The organism is Caldimonas tepidiphila, from assembly GCF_003569765.1.
GTDB lineage: Bacteria > Pseudomonadota > Gammaproteobacteria > Burkholderiales > Burkholderiaceae_C > Caldimonas > Caldimonas tepidiphila.
This window is the reverse complement of record NZ_QXMG01000064.1, coordinates 1-25,573: the sequence shown is the minus strand read 5'-3', so window position 1 is coordinate 25,573 and position 25,573 is coordinate 1. Positions and strand designations below refer to the sequence as shown.

The following is a 25,573-nucleotide window of genomic DNA, read 5'->3' as shown; positions in this document are numbered from 1 at the left end:
CGGGCTCAGAGGTACAGGTTGAGGCCGCTGTCGTTGTCGAAGGCGTGGCTGAGCGTCATCTGGAAGCCGAAGCGGTGCGTGTCGCCGCGCTGCTTGTGCTCGACGCCGCAGAGCTGGTCGGAGGGGATGCGGCTCGTGAACGGCACGCCGCCGAGGTCGAAGTGCACGAACACCTCGCTGCCCATGTGCTCGACGAAGCGCAGCACGCCCTCGACCTCCGTCACCGGCACGTCCTTGACGCTGCCGGCGGTGATGTGCTCCGGGCGCAGGCCGAACTTCACCTTGCGGCCCAGCAGCGGGCGCAGCCGCGCGGCCTTCTCGTCGGGCAGCGGCAGGCTCGCGCCGCCGACGGCCAGCGCGAGGCCCGCGCCGCACTCCTCGACCAGCGCCTCGCGCAGGTTCATCTCGGGCGAGCCGATGAAGCTCGCGACGAAGGCGTTGGCGGGGCGGTCGTAGAGCGCGGTGGGCGTGTCGACCTGCTGGATCGTGCCGTCCTTGAGCACGCAGATGCGCTCGCCCATCGTCATCGCCTCGACCTGGTCGTGCGTGACGTAGACGACGGTCGAGGCACGGCCCTTCTCGCGCAGCGTGCGGTGCAGCTCGGTCAGGCGCACGCGCATCGACGCGCGCAGCTTGGCGTCGAGGTTCGACAGCGGCTCGTCGAACAGGAACACGCCGGGGTGCTTGACGATGGCGCGGCCGACCGCGACGCGCTGCGCCTGGCCGCCCGAGAGCTGCTTCGGGTAGCGGTCGAGCAGGTGGTCCATCTCCAGCAGCTTGGCCGCCTCGCGCACCCGGGCGTCGATCTCGGCCTTCTTCGTGCCGGCGAGCTTGAGTCCGAAGGCCAGGTTGTCGTAGACCTTCATGTGCGGATACAGCGCGTAGTTCTGGAACACCATCGCGATGCCGCGCTGCTTCGGGGCGAGGTTGTTCACCACGGTACCGCCGATGCGCAGCTCGCCGCCGGAGATGCTCTCGAGGCCCGCGATCATGCGCAGCAGCGTGCTCTTGGCGCAGCCCGAGGGGCCGACGAAGACCATGAACTCGCCTTCGCGCACTTCGAGGTCGACGCCGTGCACCGCCTTGAAACCGTTGGGATAGACCTTCTCGATCTTGTTGAGGCTCAGTTGGGCCATGGGATCACCCCTTGATACCGCTGGATGCGGCGCCTTCGATGAAATGACGTTGGGCAGCGAAGAACACTGCGATGGAGGGCAGCAGCGCGACGACGGAGATCGCGATGACGCTGGCCCACTCGACCTCCTCGGTGGCGCCGATGCTCATCTTGAGCGCCAGCGACACGGGGTAGTTCTCGACCGTGGACAGGTAGATGAGCGGGCCCATGAAGTCGTTCATGGTCCAGATGAACTGGAACACGATGACCGAGATGATCGCGGGCTTGAGCAGCGGCACGACGATGTACCAGAGCAGCTGCAGCGCGTTGCAGCCGTCGATCTGCGCCGCCTCCTCCATGTCGCGCGGGATGCCGCGCAGGAACTGCACCAGCAGGAACACGAAGAAGGTGTCGGTCGCGAAGGCCGAGGGCACGATCAGCGGCGCGTAGGTGTCGATCCAGCCGAACTCCTTGAACATCAGGTACTGCGGGATGCGCAGGATGATGTGCGGCAGCATCATCGTCGCCACCATGATGCTGAACAGCACCTTCTTGCCCCAGAAATCGAAGCGCGCGAACGCGTAGGCCACCAGCACGCAGGAGATCACCGTGACGATGATGCGCGGGATGACGATCGCGAACGAGTTCAGGAAGTAGGTCGCGAAGGTGTACTCGGTGCTGGTCTTCCAGCCCTTGACGTAGGCGGTGAAGTCCAGCCGCGAGGGCCAGAAGCCGACCTCGGTGAAGATCTCCGAGTTGCTCTTGAACGAGGCGCCCACCAGCCAGATCATCGGGTAGAGCATCAGGAGCCCCACCGCGATCAGGATGACGTAGCGCACGGCGGAGCTGATCTGCTCGCGGCGGCGCGTGCGCAGCGCCTCGGCGTTCGAGGCCAGGCCCGAGCCGGGCAGTTGGTCGATCACCGCGCTCATCGCTTTTGCTCCTTCTCACCGGAATAGAAGACCCAGTACTTCGAGGTCCAGAACGAGATCGCCGACAGCGACACGACGAGCGCGAACATCACCCAGGAGATGGCGCTGCCGTAGCCAAGGTTGAAGAACTTGAAGCTCTGGTCGTAGATGTAGAGCGACAGCAGGTAGGTCGCGTGCATCGGGCCGCCCTCGGTGACCATGTAGGGGCCGTTGAACTCCTGGAAGGCGTTGACGGTCTGCATGATCAGGTTGAAGAAGATCACCGGCGTGATCAGCGGCACCGTGATGCGGAAGAACTGCTGCCACTTCGACGCGCCGTCGATCTCGGCGGCCTCGTACAGCGAGGTCGGCACGTTCTGCAGCGCGGCCAGGAAGATCACCATCGCCGAGCCGAACTGCCACACGTTGAGCAGCACGATCGTCCACAGCGAGTAGTGCTCGTCGGCCAGCCACGCGATCGGCTCGATGCCGAGCTTGGCGAGCACGATGTTGACGAGGCCGTTCTGCGAGAAGATGAAGCGCCACAGCACCGACACGGCGATCGAGCCGCCGAGGATGGAGGGCAGGTAATAGGCCGAGCGGAAGAAATTGATGCCGCGCAGCTTGAAGTTCAGCACGTGCGCGATGAAGAGCGCGAACGCGAGCCGCAGCGGCACGGTGAGCGCCACGAAGGCCACGGTCACGCCGAGCGACTTGCGGAACAGGTCGTCGCTGCCGAACAGTTCCTTGTAGTTCTCGAGCCCGACATATTCGGGCGGATTGATGATGTCGTACTGGGTGAAACTCAGCGCGAAACTCATCACGAAGGGGAACAGCTTGAATCCGAGCACGCCCAGGACGAAGGGCAGCACGAACAAGAATCCCAGACGCTTGTTCTCGTACATGGTTGATCTCTTTCCAGAGGCCGGGCGTCAGGCCCGGACCTTGGCTCCCGGCGCGGGGCGAAGGCCCGCGCCGGGGTGTCTCCGGCGCCGCCGCGAGAGGCGCGGCGGCGCTCTTGGTGTCGTTGTCCGGCCGCGAGGGCCGGCGTCGCCGTCAGCGGGCGAGCCAACCCCCGTCCACCGCGATGGTGTAGCCGTTGACGTAGGACGAGGCGTCGGAGGCGAGGAACACCACCGGGCCGGCGAGGTCGTCGGGCTTGCCCCAGCGGCCGGCCGGGATGCGCTCGAGGATGGCCTGGTTGCGGCTCTCGTCGGCGCGCAGCGCGGCGGTGTTGTTGGTGGCCATGTAGCCCGGCGCGATCGCGTTGACGTTGATGCCGTGCGAGGCCCACTCGTTGGCCATCAGCCGCGTGATGCCCATCACGCCGCTCTTGGACGCGGTGTAGGACGGCACGCGGATGCCGCCCTGGAAGGACAGCATCGAGGCGACGTTGATGATCTTGCCGCCGCGGCCCTGGGCGATGTACTGGCGCGCCACCGCCTGCGAGAAGAAGAACACCGACTTGAGGTTGATGTCCATGACATCGTCCCAGTCCTTCTCGGAGAACTTGATCGCGTCCTCGCGGCGGATGATGCCGGCGTTGTTGATCAGGATGTCGACGCGGCCGCACACGCGCACCGCCTCCTTGACGAGGCCTTCGATGCAGCCGGTCTCGGCGAGGTTGGCGCGCAGGTCGAGGAAGCTGCGCCCGAGCGCCTCCACCTGCGCGGCGGTGTCGCGCGGCTCGGAGACGTTGACGCCGACGATGTCGGCGCCGGCCTGGGCCAGCGCGCGGGCCATGCCCTGGCCGAGCCCGGTGTCGCAACCGGTGACGATGGCGACCTTGCCGGCGAGGCTGAACTGTTCGAGGATCATTGGGTGAGCCTTTCTGGGAGATTCAGCGCAGCGCGGTCATGGGCACGTGGTCCATGTCCTTGAAGACCTGGTTCTCGCCGACCATGCCCCAGATGAAGGTGTAGGCCTGCGTGCCCACGCCCGAGTGGATCGACCAGCTCGGCGAGATCACCGCCTGCTCGTTGCGCACCACGAGGTGGCGCGTCTCCTGCGGCTGGCCGAGCATGTGGAAGACCACCGCGTTGTCCGACATGCCGAAGTAGAAGTAGACCTCCATGCGGCGGTCGTGCGTGTGGCAGGGCATCGTGTTCCACAGGCTGCCCTCCTCCAGCTCGGTCATGCCCATCAGCAGCTGGCAGGTCGGCAGCACGTCGGGCACGAGGAACTTGTAGATCGTGCGGCGGTTGCTGGTCTTCGGGTCGCCGAGCGTCTCGGGCGAGGCCTCGGCCAGCGTCACCTTCTTGTGCGGGTAGCTGGTGTGCGCGGGCGCGCAGTTGAAGTAGAGCTTGGCGGGCTGCGCGGAGTCGGCGCTGCGGAACGCGACCTCCTTGGCGCCCTGGCCGATGTAGAGCGCCTCCTTGGGGCCGACCTCGAAGGTGCGGCCGTCCACCAGCACGACGGCCGCGCCGCCGATGTTGATCAGGCCGAGTTCGCGGCGCTGCAGGAAGTAGTCGGTGCCGGTGTGCTTGCCCAGCTCCGGCGAGAAGGTCACCGCCTTCGTCACCGGCATGATGCCGCCGACGATGATGCGATCGATCTGGCTGTAGGTCAGCGTCGCCTCGTCGGGACGGAAGATGCTCTCGACCAGGAACTGCTCGCGCAGGCCGGTGGTGTCGAGCGTCTTGGCGTGGTCGCTGTGGATCGGCTGTCGGATCTCCATCTTTGCTCCTTTGCTGTGGCGTCAGGGCGCAGCCAGGTGGCGGCCCCTTCCTGCCCCCGCGGCATGTGGCGCCGCGCTGACAGGATCTAGGTACTTTCCCCAAAAACACGGTTCTTCTTCCATGAACCACTGTTTCAAAAATCTTCTGGGCTCTATAGTACACGCAACTTGATGTTTCACAAGCCCAAACTGAAACGCTGTTTCAGATTTTGGCTCCAAGAGGAGATCCGATGAGCCCCTTCTTCTACGGCGCAGAGACGCCCTGGACCGACCTCGGCGGCGGCATCCGCCGCAAGGTCGTCGGCCACACCGCGGAGCTGATGGCGGTGCTGGTCCGTTTCGACAAGGGGGCCGTCGGCGAGGTGCACTCGCACGATGTGCACGACCAGATCGCCTACGTGGTGTCGGGCTCCTTCGAGGCCGAGATCGACGGCGTCAAGCGCGTGCTGCGCGCCGGCGACGCCTTCATCGCGCCGCGGCACTGCCGCCACGGCGTGGTCGCGCTCGAGGCCGACAGCACCCTGCTGGACCAGTTCTCGCCCTGCCGCGAGGACTACCTCTGACGCCCTGAACTGAGGTTCCCGGCGAGCGGCGCCCTGCGGTGCCGCCCGCCCCGCTCCACCCCGGCGCCCTCCGCGCGCCCTGCCGGGGGCCTGGCCCTGCCGCCACGCCCCCCGACCGCGGCCGTCCTCCGCACGGCCGCCGATTCCATCCGACCCGACCCAAGCGCGCCCCCGGGACATCGACGGGAGCGCCTGTCCAGAAGTGGCCGCGCGCGCCAGGAATGCGCACGGCCACGAGACCGATGTCGTCCATACCAGAGGAGATTTCCCCATGAACAAGATGCAACTCGCCGTCGTCGCCGCCGCCGCGGCCGCCTTCTGCGGTGCCGTGCAGGCCCAGGCGTCGAACGTGACCGTGTACGGCCGCGTCGACCTGGGCGTGCGCAAGGCGCCCGTCAACCTGCTCACGTCGGGAGACACCGCGACTTCCCTCGCCGACAGTTCCACGGGCCGCATCGGCTTCATGGGGACCGAGGACCTCGGCGGCGGCAACTCGGCCTATTTCCAGCTCGAGCACCGCTTCCTCGGCGTCAGCGGCATGGTCGACGGCAACGTGTTCTGGAAGGACAAGGCCTGGGTCGGCCTGGCGAGCAAGACGCTCGGCAAGGTGCAGCTCGGCCGCCAGAGCTCGCCGGCCGACAACCTGGGCGTGAACGGCCGCTTCGAGGCCTTCGGCGGCGACTCCTATGCCGGCAACGGCAGCCGCACCGCGCGCGGCGCGGCGAAGTGGGACGGCGCCGTCTACTACACCACGCCGAAGCTCGCCGGCTTCACGGGCGGCCTTGCGATGGCCCCGCGCGGCAGCGCGGCGACGCGCCACGACGCGGCCGGCTTCCACCTCGACTACGCGATGGGCAAGCTGGTGCTGGCCACCACCTACCAGGTGGAGCAGGACGCGATCTTCACGACCGCTAGCAACTCGATGAAGACCGCGACGCTGGCCGGCGCCTACGACCTCGGCTTCGTGCGGCCCTCCTTCACCTATGCCCGCACCAACGACCTCGGCCAGAACGACCAGGGCTCGTCCACCGTCTTCACGGTCGGCGCGCGCATCCCGGCCGGCCCGGGCGAGGCGCGCGTGTCGTTCCGCCGCATCGACGAGGAGCGCATCAACAACGCCGGCACCTTCGCCGGCGACCGCGACAGCGACCGCCTCGGTATCGGCTACCACTACCCGCTGAGCAAGCGCACCTCGATCAACCTGTCGGCGGTGCGCGAGCAGCTCAAGAGCTTCAACGCCGCCGGCGCCCAGGCGACCGACTTCTCGGCCAACGGCTACGAAGTGGCGGTGCGTCACAACTTCTGAGCCCCGCCCCGGTCCTGAACCGGCAGGCCCTCGCGTGCAGGCGCGAGGGCCTTTTCGCTTGCGGCGCACCGGCGACGCGGGCAGCCGCCTGCAGGGATGCGACCGGCGGGGCGGGGAAAGCCGGGACGTGGCCGGCAGCCCCGGCCCGGGACGAAGGACGAAGCGGCGCGCTCGCGAAGCTCGCCAGGCGGCGCGTGGCTCGCGCCGGACGCGCGCTTCAGTGCGAGGCGGTCGCCGCGAGCGCCGCCCGGGCGCGGGCCCACAGCGGCAGCAGCAGCGAGGCGACCAGCGCCGCGAGCAGCGCCAGCGCCGCGCCCAGCCCGGCCGAGTCGGCCGTGAGGCCGAGCAGCGGGATCGAGCCGGCATAGGCGGCGGTGCCGAGCAGCGCCTGCATCGACAGGCCGGTGGCGCGCAGCGCGTCCGGCAGCCGCTGGTTCAGCGCGGTGGTGTAGAGGGTGTGCACGCTGCCCGCGACGAGCTGCTGCGCCGCCAGCGCCGCGAGCCCCACCGGCAGCGCGATGCCGGGGCGGCCCTGCGCCCAGGCCATCGCGGCGAAGGCGAGCCCGGCCAGCAGCACGAGCCCCAGCCCCATGCGCCGCGCACCGAGCCGCGCCAGCGCCGCGCCGCTGAGCTGGCTGGCCAGCGCGGCGAGCAGCATGCCGCCGGCCAGCAGCGCGCCGAAGGCCTCCAGGCCGAGCCCGGCCTGCTCGAAATAGGGCTGCAGCAGCCACTGCACCGCGCGGTTCAGGCCCCAGGTGCCGGCGCCGAGCAGCAGCAGCGCGCGCAGCGAGGGCTCGCGCAGCAGCGGCAGCAGATCGCGCCAGGACGAGGCGCCCCCGGCCGCCTCCCGCGCGATCGGCCGCGGCTCGACCAGCCGCCAGCACGGCCACAGCCCGAGCAGCAGCACCGGCAGCGTCAGCCACCAGCCGAGCCGCGGGTCGTCGGCGCACCACCAGCCGCCGAGCAGGCTCGAGGCCGCGCCCGCGGCGAGCTGCAGCGCCTGGTAGCGGCCGAAGCGGCGCGCGTAGTCCCCGCCCCGGCCGCCTGCCTGCAGGCTGTCGTGCAGCAGCGCGACGTCGGCGCCGGAGGTGAGCGCATGCCCGAGCGCGAACAGCGTCTCGGCGACGAGGAAGATCGCGAGGCTGTGCCCGACCGCATAGGTGCCGACCGCCGCGGCGAGCGCCGCCATGCCGGCGAGCAGGCTGAGGCGGCGGCCGAAGCGGTCGGCCAGCATGCCGGTGGGCACCTCCAGCGCCACCGCCAGCACCGAGAAGTAGGACTGCAGCAGCATCAGCTCGGTCATGCCGAGCCCGCTGCCGCGCCAGAACGGCACCAGCACCGGCACCGCGAACATCAGGTTGCGGCTCAGCGCCAAGGCGTCCAGCCACGCGAGGTTGCGCAGCGCCGGGGCCTGCGAGGCGCCGGAAAGCGGGGCGGCCGCCACCGGGCGGCCCTCAGGCATCGCGGGGACGGGAAGCGTGCCGCGCGGCGGAGAGGCTCACGCCGCGGGCTGCATCAGCGCAGCCATCGCCTCGCGCGGGATCAGCGCGCCGCGGTGCTGGATCACCGTCGCGGCGAGCCGGTTGCCGAGGCTCGCGGCCTCGCGCACCGAGCCGCCGGTGAGCCTCACGCTCAGGTAGCCGCCGGCGAAGGAGTCGCCCGCGGCGGTGGTGTCGACCACCTGCGCGACGCGCTCGGCCGGCACCTCCACCAGCGCCTCGCCGGCACGGCGCACCAGCGTCGTGCCGCCGCCGCGCTTGACCACCACCTCCGCGCTCGGCAGCGCCAGCGCGTGCGCCACCGCCGCGTCGGCGTCGGGCAGCCCGTGCAGCGCCTGCTCGTCCTCGGCGGTGACGAGCGCGATGTCCGACAGCGCATAGGCGCGCGCGAAGGCCTGCTGCGCCTCCTCGCGCGTCGCCCACAGGCGCGGGCGGTAGTTGTTGTCGAACACCACCGTCGCGCCGCGCTCGCGCATCTGCCGCATCAGCGCGTACAGCCGCTCGCGCCCCGCCACCGGCAGGATCGCCAGGCTGATGCCGCTCAGGTAGAGCGCGTCGAGGCTGTCGGCCGCCGCCTCCAGCGGCGTCGAGAAGGCGTCGAAGTAGGCCTTCGCGGCGCTGGTGTCGCGCCAGTAGCTGAAGCTGCGCTCGCCGCGCGCGTCGACCTCGATCAGGTACAGCCCCGGCATGCGCCCCGGGATGCGCCGCACCAGCTCCAGCCCGATGCCCTCCTCGGCCCAGCGCTGCAGCATGCCCTCGCTGAGGCGGTCCTCGCCGAGCCCGGTGGCGTAGCTCGCCGACACGCCGCGCGCCGCGCCGCAGCGGGCGAGGTAGACGGCGGTGTTGAGCGTGTCTCCGCCGAAGGTCTGGCGCATCTCGCCGAAGGCCTCCCCCTGCAGCTCGAGCATGCACTCGCCGAACAACGCGACGCGTCGGACCGGTTTCATGGATTCCCCTTACAACTTTTGAAACAATGTTTCGATATTCTATCTAGACCCGGCGCAAGCAGGGACCCGGCATTCCCCGGGTCTCCCCTCCCCCCGTGCAGCCTGCCGCTGCCTGCGCCGGCCGTCCTTCCGGTTCTGACGACCGTCCCCACCCCCCCCGAGATGCCGGTCCCCGCCGCGCGCTGCGGCCGCAGGGCCCGCGAAACATGAATCGAGAGAAGGAAGCGACGATGCGAATCCGTCCCCGACGCGCCGTTCCCTGGCTGCTGGCCGCGGCCGCGCTGCTGCAAGCCGCCCCGCCCGTGCAGGCGCGCGAGTTCAAGGGCTGGAGCGTGCATGCCGATGGCTACCCGGTGAACCAGGGCATGCAGCGCTTCGCCGCCGCGGTGGCCGCCGTGACGAAGGGCGCGCACACCGCGCGGGTGTATCCCGACTCGGAGCTCGGCCCGCAGGGGCAGGTGCTCGACAAGCTCGCCTCCGGCGAGATCGACTTCGCGGTGACGGGCCTGGTCGGCTACGGCGAGAAGGTGCCGGCGCTGCGCGTGCTGGGCATGCCCTACATGTTCCACGACAGCGCGCGCATGTTCGCGCTGCTCGACGGGCCGCTCGGCGAGCTGCTCGCGGGCGAGCTCGAGAAGGCCGGCGTCATCCTGCTCGGCTGGTACGACGGCGGCACGCGCAACTTCTACCACCGCAGCCGTCCGCTGGACAGCGTGCACGAGTTCAAGGACGTGAAGCTGCGCGTCGGCACCACCCGCACGCACATCGACATGGTCGAGCGCATGGGCGCGCACGCGGTGCCGCTGCCCTTCAAGGACGTCTACCGCGCGCTCGAGGAGGGCCGGGTCGACGGCGCCGAGAACAACCTGCCCTCCTACGAATCCACCGGGCACTACAAGCTCGCGCCGCACTACACCTTCACGCGCCACCTGGTGACACCCGAGATGCTCGTCATCGGCAAGAAGGCCTGGAACGAGTTCACGAAGGAGCAGCAGCAGGCGCTGCTGCTGGCGGGCCGGCAGTCGGCGCTGCACATGCGCGAGGAGTGGAACCGGCGCGTGCGCGAGACCCAGGCGCGGCTGGAGAAGGAGGGCGTGAAGTTCTACGACTGCAAGGACTACGGCCCGATGGTGCGGCGCCTGAAGTCGCTCTACGAGCCGCTGTGGAGCGCCAAGGACAGCGTGAGCGTGCAGGCGCTGAGCCTGATCCTGGCGGGAATGGCGCAGCGCTGATCGCGCTGCCCGCGCGGGCTCAATCCCGCCGCGGCACGCCCCGGCCGGGCTCGCCGTCCGCCCGGTCCTCGTCCCGCGCATCGCGCCACGCGTCCGGCTCCTCCTCGCCCTCGTCCAGGCGCCCCCCGCCGCGCAGCAGCCCGACGGCGAGCAGCGTGGCCAGGACGACGAAGACGATGAGGGCGGCGATCAGCATGGTCGGTGGTTCGAAAGCGAGCGGCCGGTAGCGGCGAGGCGGCGCCTGCGGCCCCGCCTCGTCCGATATCGGCCGCCGCGGCGAGGACTTGAGGGCCGCGAGCGCCGCCCGCGCTGCGGGGCAGCGGGGCAGCGGGTTTTCCCCGGCAGGGTTTGTTCCCGCTTGCCGGTGCCTGCCGCCTTGCCTATCGTCAAGGTCAATTGGCCTTACCACTTGTCCTCTTGAACATGAAAACCATCGTCTGCGATCGGCCCGGAGCCCTGGTGCTGCGGCAGCGGCCCGTGCCGCAGCGCGGCGCCGACGAGGTGCTGCTGCGGGTGCGCCGCGTCGGCGTGTGCGGCACCGACCTGCACATCTACGCCGGCCGCCAGCCCTACCTGAGCTACCCGCGCGTGATGGGCCACGAGTTCTCCGGCGAGGTGATCGAGGCGCCCGAGGGCAGCGCGCTGCGCGCGGGCGATGCGGTCTACGTGCGGCCCTACCTGTCCTGCGGCAGCTGCCTCGCCTGCCGGCGCGACAAGCCCAACTGCTGCACCGCGCTGAAGGTGCTCGGCGTGCACGTCGACGGCGCGCTGGCCGAGCAGGTCGCGGTGCCGCAGGCCTTCGTGCACCGCGCCGACGGCATCGGCCTCGACGAGGCCGCGATGATCGAGTTCCTCGCCATCGGCGCGCACGCGGTGCGCCGCGCGCGGCTCGAGCCCGGCCGCCACGCGCTGGTGGTCGGCGCCGGCCCGATCGGGCTGGCCGCGGCGATCTTCGCGCGGCTCGACGGCGCCGAGGTCACGGTGCTCGACCTGCGCGAGGACCGCCTCGCCTTCTGCCGCGAGCAGCTCGGGCTGCACACGGTTCGGCTCGGCGACGAGGACCTCGCGGCGCTGTCGGCGCGCACCGGCGGCGAGTTCTTCGAGACCGTGTTCGACGCCACCGGCAACCCGGGCGCGATGGAGCGCGGCTTCGAGCTCGTCGCGCACGGCGGCAGCTACGTGCTGATCTCCGTGGTGGCGAGCGACATCCGCTTCAGCGACCCCGAGTTCCACAAGCGCGAGATGACGCTGCTGGCCAGCCGCAACGCCGCGCCGCAGGACTTCGAGCGCGTGCTGCGCGAGATGCGCGCCGGCCGCGTGCCGACCGCGCTGCTGGCCACGCACCGGCTCGCCTTCGACGAGCTGCCCGAACGCTTCGCCGAGCTCGCCGACCCCGCGGCCGGCGCGATCAAGGCGCTGGTGGAGCTGTGACCATGCCGATCCAGAGCATCGAACCCCGCCGGCTCTACCGCCAGATCGCCGACCAGCTGCGCGCGCTGATCCGCAGCGGCGAGTTCCCGGTCGGCTCGCGCCTGCCGCCCGAGCGCGAGCTCGCGACGCAGTTCGGCGTGTCGCGGCCCTCGGTGCGCGAGGCGCTGATCGCGCTCGAGGTCGAGGGCCTGGTAGAGGTGCGCGTGGGCTCCGGCATCCACGTGCTGGAGAGCGACAGCGAACCGAGCCCCCGGCTCGACAACGCCTTCGGCCCCTTCGAGATCATCCGCGCGCGCCAGGTGGTCGAGTGCCAGATGGCGGCGATCGCCGCGAGCTCGATGAACCGGGCGCAGCTCGACGGGCTGCGCGAGTCGCTCGCGCTGATGGATGCGGCGATCGGGCGCGGCGAGATGCCGCTGCGCGCCGACCGGCTGTTCCACGTGCGCATCGCCGAGGCGGCCGACAACGGCCCGTTGCTGCGCATCGTCAGCGAGCTGTTCGACGAGCGCAACAACCCGCTGTTCCAGCAGCTCGGCCAGCACTTCGAGAACGAGCCGAGCTGGCGCACCGCGCTGGCCGAGCACCAGGCGGTGGTCGACGCGATCGCCGCGCACGACCCGGCGGGCGCCAGCGCCGCGATGCACGCGCACCTGCAGAACTCGCACGACCGCTTCGCCGCCGCGTGGCCCACCGCGCCCGAGTGCGAGCCGCTCGCGCGCTGAGCCCCTTCACCGAAAGGCCCGCATGACCTCCCTCGCCCCCTCGCTCGCCTGCACGCTGCACGGCGCGCTCGACCTGCGGCTCGAGCCCTGCGCGGCGGCCGAACCCGGCCCGCACGAGGTCGAGCTGCAGCTCGGCGCCGGCGGCATCTGCGGCTCGGACCTGCACTACTACCGCGAGGGCCGCGCCGGCGCCTTCGCGATCCGCGAGCCCTTCGTGCCGGGGCACGAGGCCTCGGGCGTGGTCGCGCGCGTCGGCAGCGCGGTGAGCCGCGTGCGCCCCGGCCAGAAGGTCGCGATCGATCCCTCCCACCCCTGCGGCCGCTGCGAGGACTGCCGCGCCGGCCGCGCCAACCTGTGCCGCGACATGCGCTTCCTCGGCAGCGCGGCGCGCTTCCCGCATGCGCAGGGCATGTTCCGCGAGCGCTTCGTCATGGACGAGCGCCAGCTCACACCGGTGGACGAGCCCGAGGTCTCGCTCGGCGAGATCGCCTGCGCCGAGCCGCTGTCGGTCGGGCTGCACGCGGTGCGGCGCGCGGGCGAGCTGCTCGGGCAGCGCGTGCTCGTCACCGGCGCCGGCACGATCGGCTGCATGTGCGTGATCGCCGCGCGCCTGGCCGGCGCCGCCGAGGTCGTCGCGCTCGACCCGGGCGAGCGCGCCCAGGCGCTGGCGCGCGAGGTCGGCGCCGACCGGGCGCTGGCCGCCGGCGACGCGCTGCCGGACGCACTGCGCGGCTGGGCCGACGTCGCGATCGAGGCCGCCGGCAGCCCCGCCGCGCTCGCCGCCTGCCTCGCCGCGGTGCGCCGCGGCGGGCGCGTCGTGCAGGTCGGCACGCTGCCCGCGAGCGTCCCCTTCCCCGCCAACGAGGTGATGGTGCGCGAGCTCGACTACATCGGCGCCTTCCGCGCCAACGGCGAGTTCGACGCCGCGGTGCGCTTCATCCGCACGCGCCGCGCCGACGTGCGGCCGCTCATCACCGCCCAGATCCCGATCTCGCGCGCCCGCGAAGCCTTCGAGCTCGCGCTCGACCGCACGCGCAGCACCAAGGTCCAACTCGTCGCCGGCTGAACAACGGCGCATTCCCCCCGAAGACCACCGCAGAGGAGACAACCATGAAGCGCAAGGCCATGAACACCCTGATCGGCTTCTCCGCCCTGGCGGCGACGCTGCTCGCGAGCGCGCCGCTGCAGGCGCAGACCAAGCTGAAGTGGGCGCACGTCTACGAGACCTCGGAGCCCTTCCACAAGTGGTCGGTGTGGGCCGGCGAGGAGATCAAGAAGCGCAGCAACGGCAAGTACCACATCGACGTCTACCCGGCCTCGCAGCTCGGCAAGGAAAACGACATCAACCAGGGCCTGACGCTCGGCACCGTGGACATGATCATCTCGGGCTCGAGCTTCGCCGCGAAGAGCTTCCCGCGCATCGGCGTCACCTACTACCCCTACACCTTCCGCAGCGTCGACCACCTGCTCGCCTACACCAAGAGCGACATCTACAAGGAGCTGACCGCCGGCTACGAGCAGAAGTCCGGCCACCAGATCCTCGCCACCACCTACTACGGCACGCGCCACACCACCAGCAACCGCCCGATCGCCAAGTGCGCCGACATGAAGGGCCTGAAGATCCGCGTGCCCGACGTGCCGGCCTACCTGGCGATGCCGCGCGCCTGCGGCGCCAACACCACGCCGATCGCCTTCGCCGAGGTCTACCTCGCGCTGCAGAACGGCACCGTCGAGGCGCAGGAGAACCCGCTGCCGACGATCGAGGCCAAGAAGTTCTTCGAGGTGCAGAAGCACATCGTGCTGACCGGCCACATCGTCGACCACCTCAACACGGTGATCTCCGGCGCGCTGTGGAAGAAGCTGCCCGAGGCCGACCGCAAGCTGTTCGCCGAGGTGGCGCAGGAGGCCGCGGCGCGCGCCTCGCGCGAGGTCGCCGCGCGCGAGAAGGAGCTGGCGCAGGTCTTCCGCGACAAGGGCCTCTCGGTCACCGAGGTCAACACCGCCGAGTTCCGCGACACGGTGCTCAAGAACGTCGCCTTCGAGCAGTTCGGCTACCAGAAGTCGGACTGGGACCGCATCCAGGCCATCGGCAACTGAGCCTTCGCTCCTCCCGCCCGCCGTCCCGCGGGGCGCGCGCCGCACGAGCGGCCGTGCGCCCCGCATCGCAGGAGACCGACCATGTCCGCCCCCACCACCCTGCCCGGGCGCGCCGTCGCGCCCGCTGCCGAGCCGCCTGCGCCGCCCGCGCCGCCCACCCCGCACCACGAGGTCGCGCCCGAGGAGCTGGCGCGCAGCTTCGCCGAAGCCGACGCGCCGCAGGACGTGAACCTGTCGCAGTACAGCGTCGAGGACTGGATCTGCCTCGGCTTCTTCTGGCTGATGGCCGGGCTCGTGTTCCTTCAGTTCTTCAGCCGCTACGTGCTCAACGACTCCTTCGCCTGGACCGAGGAGCTGGCGGTCTACTGCCTGATCTCGGTGGTCTTCATCGGCTCGGCGATGTGCGTGCGGCGCTGCCGCCACATCCAGGTCAACATCGTCTACCGCTGCCTGCCCGGCGGCGCCGGCCGCGCGCTGTCGACCGCGGTGGACGCGGCGCTGATCGGCTTCTTCGGCTACGCGGCCTGGCTCGTCGCGCGCTACGCGCTGATGGTCGACAACGAGCCGATGACCACCATCGCGTGGAACAAGAGCCATGTCTACTGGATCGTGTTCGCCGGCTTCGTGCTGATGGCGCTGCGCGCGCTGCAGGTCGCGGTGCAGAACTGGCGGCGCGGCTACTCGGCGCTCGAGCGGCCCGAAGCCTTCATCGACTGAGCGGGAGACCCTCATGCTGCTACTCATCGGCGCCTTCATCGCCCTCATGCTGGTCGGCCTGCCGGTGGCGGTCGCGATGGCCGGCGCCTCGCTGCTGTTCATCGTCGTCTCCGGCACCGTCCCCGACATCGTCGTCGCGCAGCGCATGATCGCCGGCGTCGAGTCCTTCCCGCTGCTGGCGGTGCCCTTCTTCATCCTCGCCGGCAACCTGATGAACATCTCCGGCATCACCTCGCGCATGTACGACTTCGCGATCGCGCTGGTGGGCTGGATGAAGGGCGGCCTCGCGCAGGTCAACATCGTCGGCTCGGTGATCTTCTCCGGCATGTCGGGCACCGCGGTCGCGGACGCCGCGGGCCTGGGCTCGATCGAGATCAAGGCGATGAAGGAGCACGGCTACCGCACCGAGTTCGCGGTGGGCGTGACCGCCGCGTCCGCCACGCTCGGGCCGATCATCCCGCCCTCGCTGCCCTTCGTGATCTACGGGATGATGGCCAACGTCTCGATCGGCGCGCTCTTCCTCGCCGGCATCCTGCCCGGCATCGTGATGACACTGCTGATGATGGGCACGGTGGCCTGGTTCGCGCACCGCAACGGCTGGGGCGGCGACACGCGCTTCGAGTGGAAGCGGCTCGGCGCCGCGGGCCTCGAGATCGGCATCGTGCTCGCCTTCCCGCTCGCGGTGTGGCTGATGGTGCGCGCCGGCATGTCGGCCAACCTCGCCGCCGGCATCGCCTTCGCGGTGCTGCTCGCGCTCGACTGGCGCTTCAACTTCTCGGCGGTGATGGCGCTGATGGCGCCGGTGATCCTGATCGGCGGCATGTCGATGGGCTGGTTCACGCCCACCGAGGCGGCGGTCGCGGCGGTGCTCTGGGCGCTGTTCCTCGGCCTCGTGCGCTACCGCACGATGACGCTTCGCACGCTGCTGAAGGCGAGCTTCGAGACGATCGAGACCACCGCCTCGGTGCTGTTCATCGTCACCGCGGCCGCAGTGTTCGCGTGGCTGCTGACCACCACGCAGGCGGCGCAGATGCTGGCCGACTGGATCCTGTCGGTGACGCAGAACAAGTGGCTGTTCCTGCTGTTCGCCAACCTGATGATCCTCTTCGTCGGCTGCTTCATCGACACCATCGCCGCGATCACGATCCTGGTGCCGATCCTGCTGCCGATCGTGCTCAAGCTCGGCATCGACCCGATCCACTTCGGCCTGATCCTGACGCTGAACCTGATGATCGGCCTGCTGACGCCGCCGCTGGGCATGGTGCTGTTCGTGCTCGCACGCATCTCGCGGCTGTCGGTCGAGCGCACCACCGCGGTGATCCTGCCCTGGCTGCTGCCGCTGGTGCTGGCGCTGGTGGCGATCACCTACGTGCCGCAGCTCACGCTGTGGCTGCCGCAGCAGCTCGGGATGATCAAGTGAGACACGAAAGGAGCCACGAAATGACGCTGCGCCTGCAGGGCAAGACCGCCTTCATCACCGCCGCCGGCCAGGGCATCGGCCGCGCCACCGCGCTCGCCTTCGTCCGCGAGGGCGCGCGCGTGATCGCCGCCGACATCAACGGCGAGCTGCTCGACCGCCTCGCCGGCGAGGCGCCGGTCGAGATGCTGCGCCTGGACGTGCGCGACGCGGCCGCGGTCGTCGCCGCCGCCAATGCGGCCGGCCCGGTGGACGTGCTCGTCAACGCCGCCGGCTACGTGCACCACGGCAGCCTGCTCGACTGCGACGAGGAGGCCTTCGACTTCTCCCTCGACCTCAACGTGCGCGCGATGTACCGCGTCACGCGCGCCTTCCTGCCCGGCATGCTCTCGCGCGGCGGCGGCTCGATCGTCAACGTCGCCTCGGTCGCGTCGAGCATCAAGGGCGTGCCCAACCGCTTCGCCTACGGCACCACCAAGGCCGCGGTGATCGGGCTGACCAAGTCGGTCGCGGCCGACTACGTCGCGCAGGGCGTGCGCTGCAACGCGATCTGCCCCGGAACCGTCGAGTCGCCGTCGCTGCGCGAGCGCATGCTGGCGCTGGCCAAGAGCGGCGGCCAGAGCATCGAGCAGGTCGAGGCCACCTTCGTCGCGCGCCAGCCGATGGGCCGGCTCGGCCGCGCCGAGGAGATCGCCGCGCTCGCGGTCTACCTCGCCTCCGACGAGTCGGCCTACACCACCGGCACCGCGCAGATTATCGACGGCGGCTGGATCAACTGAGACCCGCCGCCCCCTTTCAACTTCCGACAAGAAGACCCCATGAAACTCGGACGCATCGGCCCCCGCGGCCAGGAAAAACCCGCCCTGCTCGACCGCGAGGGCCAGTGGCGCGACCTCTCCGGCGTGGTCGCCGACATCCAGGCCGACACGCTCTCGCCCGAGGGCCTGGCGCGCCTGCGCGCGCTCGACCCCGCCGCGCTGCCGCTGCTGCCGGCCGGCCGCACCGGGCTGCCGTGGCGCGGCTGCGGCAAGTTCATCTGCGTGGGCCTGAACTACGCCGACCACGCCGCCGAGTCGGGCCTGCCGGTGCCGGCCGAGCCGGTGCTGTTCACCAAGCACACCAGCACGATGATCGGCTGCAACGACGCGGTGGTGCTGCCGCAGGGCTCGGTCAAGACCGACTGGGAGGTCGAGCTCGGCGTCGTGATCGGCCGCAAGGCGCGCTACGTGTCCGAGGCCGAGGCGCTCGGGCACGTCGCCGGCTACTGCGTCGTCAACGACGTCTCCGAGCGCGAGTACCAGCTCGAGCGCGGCGGCACCTGGGACAAGGGCAAGGGCTGCGACACCTTCGGCCCCGTCGGCCCCTGGCTCGTCACCGCCGACGAGATCCCGGACCCGCAGGCGCTGCCGATGTGGCTGGAGGTCAACGGCCGGCGCTTCCAGGACGGCAGCACGCGCACGATGGTGTTCGGCGTGGCGCAGCTCGTGAGCTACATCAGCCGCTTCACGACGCTCTACCCCGGCGACCTGATCTCCACCGGCACGCCGCCCGGCGTCGGCATGGGCGTCAAGCCCGAGGCGGTGTACCTGAAGCCCGGTGACGAGATGCGCCTGGGCATCGAGGGCCTGGGCGAGCAGCGCCAGCGCGTGCACGCCTGGAACCCCGCGCTGATCGACGACTGAGACCGCAAGCCGCCAGGGAGGCCGCCATGCAGACCGATCCCGTGATCCGCATCCACCCCGCCGACGACGTCGTCATCGCGCGGCAGCAACTGCTCGGCGGCACCCCGCTGCCCGGCCTCGGCCTGCGCGTGGCGGGGCTCGTCCCGCCGGGGCACAAGATCGCGGTGCGCGACATCGCCGCCGGCGCGCCGGTGCGCCGCTACAACCAGGTGATCGGCGTCGCGACGCGGCCGATCGCCGCCGGCCAGCACGTGCACAGCCACAACCTCGCCTTCGGCGAGTTCGAGCGCGCGCCCGAGGTCGGCAGCGACGCGCGCCCGGTGGCGCCGGCCGGGTCGCCCGCGAGCTTCGACGGCATCGTGCGCGCCGACGGGCGCGTCGCGACGCGCAACTACATCGGCGTGCTGACCTCGGTGAACTGCTCCGCCACGGTGGCGCGCGCCATCGCCGACCACTTCCGGCGCGACATCCGCCCCGAGGCGCTGGCCGACTACCCGCAGGTGGACGGCGTGGTCGCGCTCACGCACGGCAGCGGCTGCGCCACCGACAGCCAGGGCGAGGCGCTGCAGCTGCTGCGCCGCACGATCGGCGGCTACGCCCGCCACGCCAACTTCGCCGCGGTGCTGGTGGTCGGGCTCGGCTGCGAGACCAACCAGATCGCCGGGCTGCTGGAGCAGGAGGGCCTGCAGGACGGCCCGAAGCTCGTCGCCTTCAACATCCAGGACAGCGGCGGCACCGCGAGCAGCGTCGCGCGCGGCGTCGAGATCGTCCGGGAGCTGCTGCCCGAGGCGAACCGCGTGCGGCGCCAGGCGGTGCCGGCCAGCCACCTCGTCGTCGGGCTGCAGTGCGGCGGCTCCGACGGCTACTCCGGCATCAGCGCCAACCCGGCGCTCGGCGCCGCGGTGGACCGGCTCGTCGCGCACGGCGGCACCGCAGTGCTGTCCGAGACGCCCGAGATCTACGGCGGCGAGCACCTGCTGCTGCGCCGCGCGGTGTCGCAGGCGGTGGCCGACAAGCTGCGCGCGCGGCTGGCCTGGTGGGAGGACTACTGCCGCCGCAACCACGCGCAGCTCGACAACAACCCCTCGGCCGGCAACAAGGCGGGGGGCCTCACCACCATCCTCGAGAAGTCGCTCGGCGCGATCGCCAAGAGCGGCACCACGCCGCTCGTCGACGTGCTCGAGTACGCGCAGCCGATCGCGGCGCGCGGCCTCGTCTTCATGGACACGCCGGGCTACGACCCGGTGTCGGCCACCGGCCAGGTGGCCGGCGGCGCCAACCTGATCTGCTTCACCACCGGGCGCGGCTCGGCCTACGGCTGCGCGCCGTCGCCCTCGCTGAAGTTCTCGACCAACACCGCGCTGTGGCAGCGCCAGCAGGACGACATCGACCTCGACTGCGGCGTCGTCGTGGACGGCCTCGAGAGCATCGACGCGCTCGGCGAGCGCATCTTCCGCCTGATGCTCGACACCGCCTCGGGCCGCCGCACGCGCAGCGAGCTGCACGGCTACGGCCAGAACGAGTTCGTGCCCTGGCAGCTCGGCGCGGTGCTGTGAACCGCGCGCCCGAAGTCCCCGCCCGTCCACCCCAAGGGATCCACCGATGAAGATCACCGACGCCCGCGTCATCGTCTGCTGCCCCAGCCGCAACTTCGTGACGCTGAAGATCGAGACCGACGCCGGCCTCACCGGCATCGGCGACGCGACGCTCAACGGCCGCGAGCTGGCGGTCGCCGCCTACCTCACCGAGCACGTCATCCCCTGCCTGATCGGGCGCGACCCGCGGCAGATCGAGGACATCTGGCAGTACCTCTACCGCGGCGCCTACTGGCGGCGCGGCCCGGTGACGATGACGGCGATCGCCGGCGTGGACACCGCGCTGTGGGACATCAAGGCCAAGGCCGCCGGCATGCCGCTGTACCAGCTGCTCGGCGGCGCGAGCCGCAACGGCGTGATGGTCTACGGCCACGCCAACGGCCGCGACATCGAGGAGACGGTGGACCGGGTGCTCGCCTACGCCGAGATGGGCTACAAGGCGATCCGCGCGCAGAGCGGCGTGCCGGGGCTGGAGAAGGTCTACGGCGTGGGCCGCGGCTCGATGTTCTACGAGCCGGCCGACGCCTCGCTGCCGAGCGAGCACGACTGGGACACGCCCAAGTACCTGCATCACACGCCGCGCCTCTTCGAGGCGATCCGCAGCAAACTCGGCGAGCAGCACCACCTGCTGCACGACGTGCACCACCGCCTCACGCCGATCGAGGCCGCGCGGCTCGGCCGCGACCTGGAGCCCTACCGCCTGTTCTGGATGGAGGACGCGACGCCGGCCGAGAACCAGGACGGTTTCCGGCTGATCCGCCAGCACACCACCACGCCGCTGGCGGTGGGCGAGATCTTCAACACGATCTGGGACTGCAAGGGCCTGATCGAGAACCAGCTCATCGACTACATCCGCGCCACCGTCGTGCACGCCGGCGGCATCACGCACCTGCGCCGCATCGCCGACCTCGCCGCGCTCTACCAGGTGCGCACCGGCTCGCACGGCGCCACCGACCTGTCGCCGGTCTGCATGGGCGCGGCGCTGCACTTCGACCTGTGGGTGCCGAACTTCGGCATTCAGGAATACATGCGCCACACCGAGGAGACCGACGCGGTGTTCCCGCACGCCTACACCTTCAAGGACGGCTTCATGCACCCGGGCGAGGTGCCGGGCCACGGCGTCGAGATCGACGAGGCGCTCGCCGCGAAGTACCCCTACCAGCGCGCCTACCTGCCGGTGAACCGCCTGCAGCACGACGGCACGCTGTGGCACTGGTGAGGCAGGAGGCGAGCATGCAAGCACTGCACCCCGGGCGCCTCGACGCGCTGCCCGCCGCGGTCGCGCGCCCGCGCTACGAGCGCAGCCGCCTGCGCCACGGCATCGTCCACCTCGGCATCGGCGCCTTCGCGCGCGCGCACCTGCTGGCCGCCAACGACGCGGCGCTGCACGCCGGCGGCGACCTGCGCTGGGGCGTGGTCGGCGTGTCGCTGCGCCAGCCCGACACCCGCGACGCGCTCGCGCCGCAGCAGGGCCTCTACACGCTCGCGATCCGCGACGCCGCGCCCGACGGCGCGCCGCGCCAGCGGCTGCAGGTGGTCGGCAGCCTGTGCGCGCTGCGCGTCGCGCCCGAGGACCCGCGCGCGGTGCTGGAGGACATCGCCCACCCCGATGCGCGCATCGTCAGCCTCACCGTCACCGAGAAGGGCTACTGCCACGACCCGGCCAGCGGCCGGCTGCGGCTCGACCATCCGGACATCGCGCACGACCTCGCGGACGCGGCGCGGCCGCGCAGCGCGATCGGCTTCATCGTGCACGGCCTCGCGCTGCGGCGCGCGCGCGCGCTCGGGCCGCTGGCGCTGATGTCGCTCGACAACCTGCCGTCCAACGGCGCGCTGCTGCGCGGCGCGGTGCTGGACTTCGCCGACGCGCTCGATCCGGCACTGGCCGACTGGATCGCCACCGGCTGCAGCTTCCCGAACTCGATGGTGGACCGCATCGTGCCGCGCAGCACCGACGCCGACCGCGAGTCGGTCTCACAGGGCCTCGGCCTGCGCGACGCCTGGCCGGTGCTCGGCGAGCCCTTCTTCGACTGGGCGGTGGAGGACGACTTCGCCGCCGGCCGCCCAGACTGGACCGCGGGCGGCGCGCGCTTCGTCGCCGAGGCCGCGCCCTGGGAGAAGCTCAAGCTGCGCATGGTCAACGGCGCGCACTCCTCCATCGCCTACCTCGGCGCCATGGCCGGCTGGGACACGGTGGACGTCGCGATCGCGCAGCCGGCGCTGCGGCGCCACGTCGAGGCGCTGATGCGCGACGAGATCGAGCCGACGCTGCCGGCGCTGCCCGGGCTGGACCTGCCCGCCTACCGCGCCGGGCTGCTGGCGCGCTACGCCAACCCGGCGCTGGCGCACCGCACGCAGCAGATCGCGATGGACGGCTCGCAGAAGCTGCCGCAGCGCCTGCTCGGCACGCTGCGCGATCGGCTCGCCGCCGGGCAGCCGGCGCCGCGCGTGACGCTGGGCATCGCCGCGTGGCTGCACTACCTGCGCGGCCGCGACGAGCTCGGCCGCGCCCACCCGATCGACGACCCGCTCGCCGCCGCGCTCGCGCAGCACCTCGCCGCCGCCGAGGCCGCGGACGACGAGCTCGAGCGCGCGCGGCGCCTGACCGCCTTCGCGCCGGTGTTCGGCGACCTCGCCGGCCACCCGGCGCTCGTCGCCACGCTCGCGCCGCAGCTGCGCAGCCTGCGCGGGCGCGGCGTTCGCGGGACGCTGGAGGCGCTGTGAGCCTGCACTTCGCCGCCCGCGCGGCACGAACCGGAGACCCGAGATGAGCCAACCGATTGCATCCGGCAGCGTGCCGGTCGCTGCCGAGGCGCTGCGCCGCTGGGGCAGCGACTGCCTGCGCGCGGTCGGCATGCCGGCGGAGGACGCGGCGCTGCTCGCCGACTCGCTGGTGCAGACGAGCCTGTGGGGCGTCGACTCGCACGGCATCGCGCGGCTGCCGCACTACCTGGAGCGGCTGCGGCGCGGCTCGATCAAGGCGCGGCCGCGCATCCGCAGCACGCGCAGCGGCCCCTGCACCGCGCAGGTGGACGGCGACCGCGGCCAGGGCATCGTCGTCGCGCACCGCGCCAACGCGCTCGCGATCGAGCTGGCGCACGAGAACGGCATCGGCGCGGTCGGCGTCAGCGACTCCTCGCACTGCGGGGCGATGGCGCTCTACACCCGCGCGGCCGCGCGCGCAGGGCTGGTGGCGATCGCCTTCACGCACTCCGACCGCATCGCCGCGCCGCACGGCGGCTCGCAGCCCTTCTTCGGCACCAACCCGATCTCGATCGCCTTCCCGCGCCAGGACGGCGAGCCGGTGTGCCTGGACATGGCCACCACCTCGATCCCCTGGAACCGCGTGATGAACGCGCGCCGCGAGGGCCTGCCGCTGCCCGAGGGCGTGGCGGTGGACGCGGCCGGGCGCCCCACCACCGACGCTGCGGCCGCCAACGCGCTGACGCCGCTGGGCGGCACCGAGTACGGCCACAAGGGCTACGGCCTGGCGCTGATGATCGACCTGCTGTGCGGGCCGCTGAACGCCAACCCCTACGGCCCGCAGATCAGCGGCATGTTCACCGAGCTGGAGCGGCCGCGCCACCTCGGCGCCTTCTTCATCGTGCTCGACCCGATGCGCTTCGCCGGCGGCCCGCAGCTCGCCGCCACCGTCGCCGCGATGGCGCTGGCGCTGGCCGGCGAGCCCGGCTCGCCGCGCATGCCCGGCGACCCGGAGCTGGAGCAGGCGCGGCTGCGCGAGGCCGGCGGCATCCCGGTCGAGCCGGGGCTGGCCGATCAGTTGCGCCTGTGGAGCACGCGGCTCGACGTCGCGCCGCCCCTGTGAACGAGAGGCGCGCGCCGGGTGGAGCCGGCGCGCGCCGCCACCGACCCGTCTTCCCCCTGGAGTCCCCATGAGCCCTGCCCTGCCGCTGTCCCCCGCCGACTGCCTGCCCGAGGACCGCGAGCGTGCCACGCTGGTCGGCCGCGTCTGGCAGCCCGGCACCGGCCCGGTGCTGGTCGCCGTGATCGGCGACGCGCTGCACGACCTCTCGCCGCTGGCCGCCACCTGCAGCGAACTGCTCGAGCTCGACGACCCGGCCGCCGCGCTGCAGGCGGCGGCGCGCGAGCAGCGCCTGCCGCGGCTGGCCGCGCTCGACGCGGTGCTGGCCAACAGCGACGAGACCGCGCGCGACGAGTCCCGGCCCTGGCTGCTGGCGCCCTGCGACCTGCAGGCGCTGAAGGCCAGCGGCGTGACCTTCGTTGCGAGCCTGCTCGAGCGCGTGATCGAGGAGCAGGCGCGCGGCGACGCCACGCGCGCGCAGGGCATCCGGGCGGCGCTGGCCGGCATCCTGGGCGACAACCTCGCCGGCATCGTGCCGGGCTCGGAGGAGGCGGCGCGCGTGAAGGCGGTGCTGATCGAGCAGGGCGCGTGGTCGCAGTACCTGGAGGTCGGCATCGGCCCGGACGCCGAGATCTTCACGAAGGCGCCAGTACTTTCCGCGGTGGGCAGCGGCGCGCAGGTCGGCATCCACCCGCGCTCGGCCTGGAACAACCCGGAGCCGGAGGTGGTGCTGGCGTTGGACAGCCGCGGCCGCGTGCGCGGCGCGAGCCTGGGCAACGACGTCAACCTGCGCGACTTCGAGGGCCGCAGCGCGCTGCTGCTGGGCAAGGCCAAGGACAACAACGCCTCCTGCGCGATCGGGCCCTTCATCCGGCTGTTCGACGCGCACTTCGGCATCGAGCAGGTGCGGCGCTGCGAGCTGAGCCTGCGCGTGGACGGCGCGGAGGACGGCTTCACGATGCACGGCGCGAGCTCGCTGGCGCGCATCAGCCGCGACCCGCTGGAGCTGGTGCGGCAGGCCATCGGCCCGAACCACCAGTACCCGGACGGGCTGATGCTCTTCCTCGGCACGATGTTCGCGCCGGTGCAGGACCGCCACGGCCCGGGCCAGGGCTTCACGCACGAGCGGGGGGACGTGGTGCGGATCGCCTGCGCGGAGCTGGGCGCGCTCGTGAACCGGGTCGAGCACAGCGACCGGTGTGCGCCGTGGACGTTCGGGATTTCGGCGCTGATGCGGAGTCTGGCGGGGCGGGGGCTGCTGCGCTGAGAGCTTGAGGGGGCAGGCGTCAGCGGAGGCCTGCGGGCGGGGCGCGAGTCCCGGCCGCAGGCCTTTTTTCATGTCCGGGCGATGTGTGAATCGCTGAGGAAAGACCGGGGGTAGGCGAGTTGGGGCGAGGAAAAAGCTTCCTCCGTCTACAGCAATGAGGGCCGCGCCGTGAAAACTCTCTGCCACTGCCATTCGCTCAGCCTGCCCAGGCCAACAGACAACGCGTACCTGCTTGCAACTTAGCGCCCTCTTTCCGCCTCCTTGATCTCGCTTGACCAATTTCTGCTCGCCCAGTCCCTCCATCATTAAACACAGTGCCTTCGCACTATGCGCCAATTCTTAAAAAATAGTATGACACTGAACAGCGGACGAAGATTGATTTCTTGATGGAGCCAAGGACCTGCGCGGCGCCTACCAGCTTACGCTGGAGGGGGCAGGCCTCATTGTTATGCAGCAGAACCACCATTTATAACTATGTTAGGCGGCTCAATTGATGTGCAAGCCCACCCATAGCGGGCTCTGTTGCACAAATGGCAGCCCAGGTGGGCTGGGGGCCCTGCGCTTGACAGCCTC

General features: G+C 71.2%; 24 protein-coding genes. 16 read left to right on the top strand and 8 right to left on the bottom strand.

Annotated elements, in window-relative coordinates; genetic code table 11:
* Positions 1-5: 5 nt before the first annotated feature.
* From D3A59_RS21455 to kduI, 5 genes are all read right to left on the bottom strand, one after another.
* Complete coding sequence (locus tag D3A59_RS21455) at positions 6-1,136, bottom strand: ABC transporter ATP-binding protein (RefSeq protein WP_119157371.1); 1,131 nt, start codon at positions 1,134-1,136, stop codon at positions 6-8.
* 4 nt (positions 1,137-1,140) lie between these two features.
* A complete protein-coding gene (locus D3A59_RS21450) occupies positions 1,141-2,046 on the bottom strand; it encodes a carbohydrate ABC transporter permease (RefSeq protein ID WP_119157370.1) in 906 nt (301 codons plus the stop codon).
* Positions 2,043-2,930, bottom strand: a complete 888-nt coding sequence (locus D3A59_RS21445; RefSeq protein WP_119157369.1) for a carbohydrate ABC transporter permease — start codon at positions 2,928-2,930, stop codon at positions 2,043-2,045. The genes D3A59_RS21450 and D3A59_RS21445 overlap by 4 nt, the downstream gene beginning before the upstream one ends.
* Before the next feature lie 151 nt (positions 2,931-3,081).
* Positions 3,082-3,843, bottom strand: a complete 762-nt coding sequence (gene kduD, locus D3A59_RS21440; protein ID WP_119157368.1) for a 2-dehydro-3-deoxy-D-gluconate 5-dehydrogenase KduD — start codon at positions 3,841-3,843, stop codon at positions 3,082-3,084.
* A gap of 22 nt (positions 3,844-3,865) precedes the next feature.
* On the bottom strand, positions 3,866-4,702 hold the full coding sequence (kduI, locus tag D3A59_RS21435; RefSeq protein ID WP_119157367.1) for a 5-dehydro-4-deoxy-D-glucuronate isomerase: 837 nt from the start codon (positions 4,700-4,702) through the stop codon (positions 3,866-3,868).
* 230 nt (positions 4,703-4,932) lie between these two features.
* Here kduI and D3A59_RS21430 point away from each other — a divergent pair, with 230 nt between their 5' ends.
* Together D3A59_RS21430 and D3A59_RS21425 are read left to right on the top strand one after the other, a co-directional pair.
* Positions 4,933-5,265, top strand: a complete 333-nt coding sequence (locus D3A59_RS21430; protein WP_119157366.1) for a cupin domain-containing protein — start codon at positions 4,933-4,935, stop codon at positions 5,263-5,265.
* A 271-nt stretch (positions 5,266-5,536) separates the two neighbouring features.
* On the top strand, positions 5,537-6,571 hold the full coding sequence (locus D3A59_RS21425) for a porin (protein ID WP_119157365.1): 1,035 nt from the start codon (positions 5,537-5,539) through the stop codon (positions 6,569-6,571).
* Positions 6,572-6,788: 217 nt separating this feature from the next.
* Here the strand turns inward: D3A59_RS21425 and D3A59_RS21420 are convergent, their stop codons facing one another.
* Positions 6,789-8,033 carry an MFS transporter gene (locus D3A59_RS21420; RefSeq protein WP_119157364.1) on the bottom strand — a complete coding sequence of 415 codons (1,245 nt, stop codon included), beginning with the start codon at positions 8,031-8,033 and terminating at the stop codon, positions 6,789-6,791.
* A gap of 36 nt (positions 8,034-8,069) precedes the next feature.
* Positions 8,070-9,017, bottom strand: a complete 948-nt coding sequence (locus D3A59_RS21415) for a sugar kinase (RefSeq protein WP_119157363.1) — start codon at positions 9,015-9,017, stop codon at positions 8,070-8,072.
* A 230-nt stretch (positions 9,018-9,247) separates the two neighbouring features.
* Between D3A59_RS21415 and dctP the strand changes: the two genes are divergently transcribed.
* Positions 9,248-10,249 carry a TRAP transporter substrate-binding protein DctP gene (gene dctP / locus D3A59_RS21410; protein ID WP_157991622.1) on the top strand — a complete coding sequence of 334 codons (1,002 nt, stop codon included), beginning with the start codon at positions 9,248-9,250 and terminating at the stop codon, positions 10,247-10,249.
* Between the two features lie 19 nt (positions 10,250-10,268).
* Here the strand turns inward: dctP and D3A59_RS25560 are convergent, their stop codons facing one another.
* On the bottom strand, positions 10,269-10,445 hold the full coding sequence (locus D3A59_RS25560; RefSeq protein ID WP_157991621.1) for a hypothetical protein: 177 nt from the start codon (positions 10,443-10,445) through the stop codon (positions 10,269-10,271).
* 227 nt (positions 10,446-10,672) lie between these two features.
* On the opposite strand from D3A59_RS25560, the gene D3A59_RS21405 reads away from it, so the two are divergent.
* The 13 genes from D3A59_RS21405 to D3A59_RS21345 all read left to right on the top strand — a co-directional run bounded on the left by D3A59_RS21405 (position 10,673) and on the right by D3A59_RS21345 (position 25,000).
* Positions 10,673-11,680: a zinc-binding alcohol dehydrogenase family protein gene (locus tag D3A59_RS21405; RefSeq protein WP_119157361.1), complete on the top strand. Its 1,008-nt coding sequence runs from the start codon at positions 10,673-10,675 to the stop codon at positions 11,678-11,680.
* A 2-nt stretch (positions 11,681-11,682) separates the two neighbouring features.
* A complete protein-coding gene (locus D3A59_RS21400) occupies positions 11,683-12,402 on the top strand; it encodes a FadR/GntR family transcriptional regulator (protein ID WP_119157360.1) in 720 nt (239 codons plus the stop codon).
* Positions 12,403-12,424: 22 nt separating this feature from the next.
* The gene (locus D3A59_RS21395) at positions 12,425-13,468 is read left to right on the top strand and encodes an L-idonate 5-dehydrogenase (RefSeq protein ID WP_119157359.1); all 1,044 of its coding nucleotides are present in this window, start codon (positions 12,425-12,427) and stop codon (positions 13,466-13,468) included.
* A 59-nt stretch (positions 13,469-13,527) separates the two neighbouring features.
* Positions 13,528-14,499 carry a sialic acid TRAP transporter substrate-binding protein SiaP gene (locus tag D3A59_RS21390; protein WP_419187271.1) on the top strand — a complete coding sequence of 324 codons (972 nt, stop codon included), beginning with the start codon at positions 13,528-13,530 and terminating at the stop codon, positions 14,497-14,499.
* A gap of 81 nt (positions 14,500-14,580) precedes the next feature.
* Positions 14,581-15,216, top strand: coding sequence for a TRAP transporter small permease (locus D3A59_RS21385; protein WP_119157357.1), 636 nt, complete (start codon positions 14,581-14,583; stop codon positions 15,214-15,216).
* Between the two features lie 13 nt (positions 15,217-15,229).
* Positions 15,230-16,636 carry a TRAP transporter large permease gene (locus D3A59_RS21380; RefSeq protein WP_119157356.1) on the top strand — a complete coding sequence of 469 codons (1,407 nt, stop codon included), beginning with the start codon at positions 15,230-15,232 and terminating at the stop codon, positions 16,634-16,636.
* A 20-nt stretch (positions 16,637-16,656) separates the two neighbouring features.
* Complete coding sequence (locus D3A59_RS21375; protein WP_119157355.1) at positions 16,657-17,412, top strand: SDR family oxidoreductase; 756 nt, start codon at positions 16,657-16,659, stop codon at positions 17,410-17,412.
* A gap of 39 nt (positions 17,413-17,451) precedes the next feature.
* Complete coding sequence (locus D3A59_RS21370; RefSeq protein WP_119157354.1) at positions 17,452-18,315, top strand: fumarylacetoacetate hydrolase family protein; 864 nt, start codon at positions 17,452-17,454, stop codon at positions 18,313-18,315.
* Positions 18,316-18,341: 26 nt separating this feature from the next.
* Positions 18,342-19,871, top strand: a complete 1,530-nt coding sequence (locus tag D3A59_RS21365) for a UxaA family hydrolase (RefSeq protein WP_119157353.1) — start codon at positions 18,342-18,344, stop codon at positions 19,869-19,871.
* A 46-nt stretch (positions 19,872-19,917) separates the two neighbouring features.
* Complete coding sequence (gene manD, locus D3A59_RS21360) at positions 19,918-21,129, top strand: D-mannonate dehydratase ManD (RefSeq protein ID WP_119157352.1); 1,212 nt, start codon at positions 19,918-19,920, stop codon at positions 21,127-21,129.
* A 14-nt stretch (positions 21,130-21,143) separates the two neighbouring features.
* Complete coding sequence (locus tag D3A59_RS21355; protein ID WP_119157351.1) at positions 21,144-22,634, top strand: mannitol dehydrogenase family protein; 1,491 nt, start codon at positions 21,144-21,146, stop codon at positions 22,632-22,634.
* A 43-nt stretch (positions 22,635-22,677) separates the two neighbouring features.
* On the top strand, positions 22,678-23,736 hold the full coding sequence (locus tag D3A59_RS21350; protein WP_119157350.1) for an Ldh family oxidoreductase: 1,059 nt from the start codon (positions 22,678-22,680) through the stop codon (positions 23,734-23,736).
* A 67-nt stretch (positions 23,737-23,803) separates the two neighbouring features.
* Positions 23,804-25,000: a fumarylacetoacetate hydrolase family protein gene (locus tag D3A59_RS21345; protein ID WP_119157349.1), complete on the top strand. Its 1,197-nt coding sequence runs from the start codon at positions 23,804-23,806 to the stop codon at positions 24,998-25,000.
* The last annotated feature ends 573 nt before the right edge of the window (positions 25,001-25,573 follow it).

Bases quoted from the DNA above. Each gene is read 5' to 3' on its own strand.
- kduI (WP_119157367.1), bottom strand. From the start codon at position 4,702: ATGGAGATCCGACAGCCGATCCACAGCGACCACGCCAAGACGCTCGAC.
- dctP (WP_157991622.1), top strand. From the start codon at position 9,248: ATGCGAATCCGTCCCCGACGCGCCGTTCCCTGGCTGCTGGCCGCGGCC.
- D3A59_RS21455 (WP_119157371.1), bottom strand. From the start codon at position 1,136: ATGGCCCAACTGAGCCTCAACAAGATCGAGAAGGTCTATCCCAACGGT.
- D3A59_RS21380 (WP_119157356.1), top strand. From the start codon at position 15,230: ATGCTGCTACTCATCGGCGCCTTCATCGCCCTCATGCTGGTCGGCCTG.
- D3A59_RS21400 (WP_119157360.1), top strand. From the start codon at position 11,683: ATGCCGATCCAGAGCATCGAACCCCGCCGGCTCTACCGCCAGATCGCC.
- manD (WP_119157352.1), top strand. From the start codon at position 19,918: ATGAAGATCACCGACGCCCGCGTCATCGTCTGCTGCCCCAGCCGCAAC.
- kduD (WP_119157368.1), bottom strand. From the start codon at position 3,843: ATGATCCTCGAACAGTTCAGCCTCGCCGGCAAGGTCGCCATCGTCACC.
- D3A59_RS21390 (WP_419187271.1), top strand. From the start codon at position 13,528: ATGAACACCCTGATCGGCTTCTCCGCCCTGGCGGCGACGCTGCTCGCG.
- D3A59_RS21370 (WP_119157354.1), top strand. From the start codon at position 17,452: ATGAAACTCGGACGCATCGGCCCCCGCGGCCAGGAAAAACCCGCCCTG.
- D3A59_RS21355 (WP_119157351.1), top strand. From the start codon at position 21,144: ATGCAAGCACTGCACCCCGGGCGCCTCGACGCGCTGCCCGCCGCGGTC.
- D3A59_RS21375 (WP_119157355.1), top strand. From the start codon at position 16,657: ATGACGCTGCGCCTGCAGGGCAAGACCGCCTTCATCACCGCCGCCGGC.
- D3A59_RS21445 (WP_119157369.1), bottom strand. From the start codon at position 2,930: ATGTACGAGAACAAGCGTCTGGGATTCTTGTTCGTGCTGCCCTTCGTC.
- D3A59_RS21395 (WP_119157359.1), top strand. From the start codon at position 12,425: ATGACCTCCCTCGCCCCCTCGCTCGCCTGCACGCTGCACGGCGCGCTC.
- D3A59_RS25560 (WP_157991621.1), bottom strand. From the start codon at position 10,445: ATGCTGATCGCCGCCCTCATCGTCTTCGTCGTCCTGGCCACGCTGCTC.
- D3A59_RS21430 (WP_119157366.1), top strand. From the start codon at position 4,933: ATGAGCCCCTTCTTCTACGGCGCAGAGACGCCCTGGACCGACCTCGGC.
- D3A59_RS21345 (WP_119157349.1), top strand. From the start codon at position 23,804: ATGAGCCCTGCCCTGCCGCTGTCCCCCGCCGACTGCCTGCCCGAGGAC.
- D3A59_RS21425 (WP_119157365.1), top strand. From the start codon at position 5,537: ATGAACAAGATGCAACTCGCCGTCGTCGCCGCCGCCGCGGCCGCCTTC.
- D3A59_RS21385 (WP_119157357.1), top strand. From the start codon at position 14,581: ATGTCCGCCCCCACCACCCTGCCCGGGCGCGCCGTCGCGCCCGCTGCC.
- D3A59_RS21350 (WP_119157350.1), top strand. From the start codon at position 22,678: ATGAGCCAACCGATTGCATCCGGCAGCGTGCCGGTCGCTGCCGAGGCG.
- D3A59_RS21405 (WP_119157361.1), top strand. From the start codon at position 10,673: ATGAAAACCATCGTCTGCGATCGGCCCGGAGCCCTGGTGCTGCGGCAG.
- D3A59_RS21415 (WP_119157363.1), bottom strand. From the start codon at position 9,017: ATGAAACCGGTCCGACGCGTCGCGTTGTTCGGCGAGTGCATGCTCGAG.
- D3A59_RS21365 (WP_119157353.1), top strand. From the start codon at position 18,342: ATGCAGACCGATCCCGTGATCCGCATCCACCCCGCCGACGACGTCGTC.
- D3A59_RS21450 (WP_119157370.1), bottom strand. From the start codon at position 2,046: ATGAGCGCGGTGATCGACCAACTGCCCGGCTCGGGCCTGGCCTCGAAC.
- D3A59_RS21420 (WP_119157364.1), bottom strand. From the start codon at position 8,033: ATGCCTGAGGGCCGCCCGGTGGCGGCCGCCCCGCTTTCCGGCGCCTCG.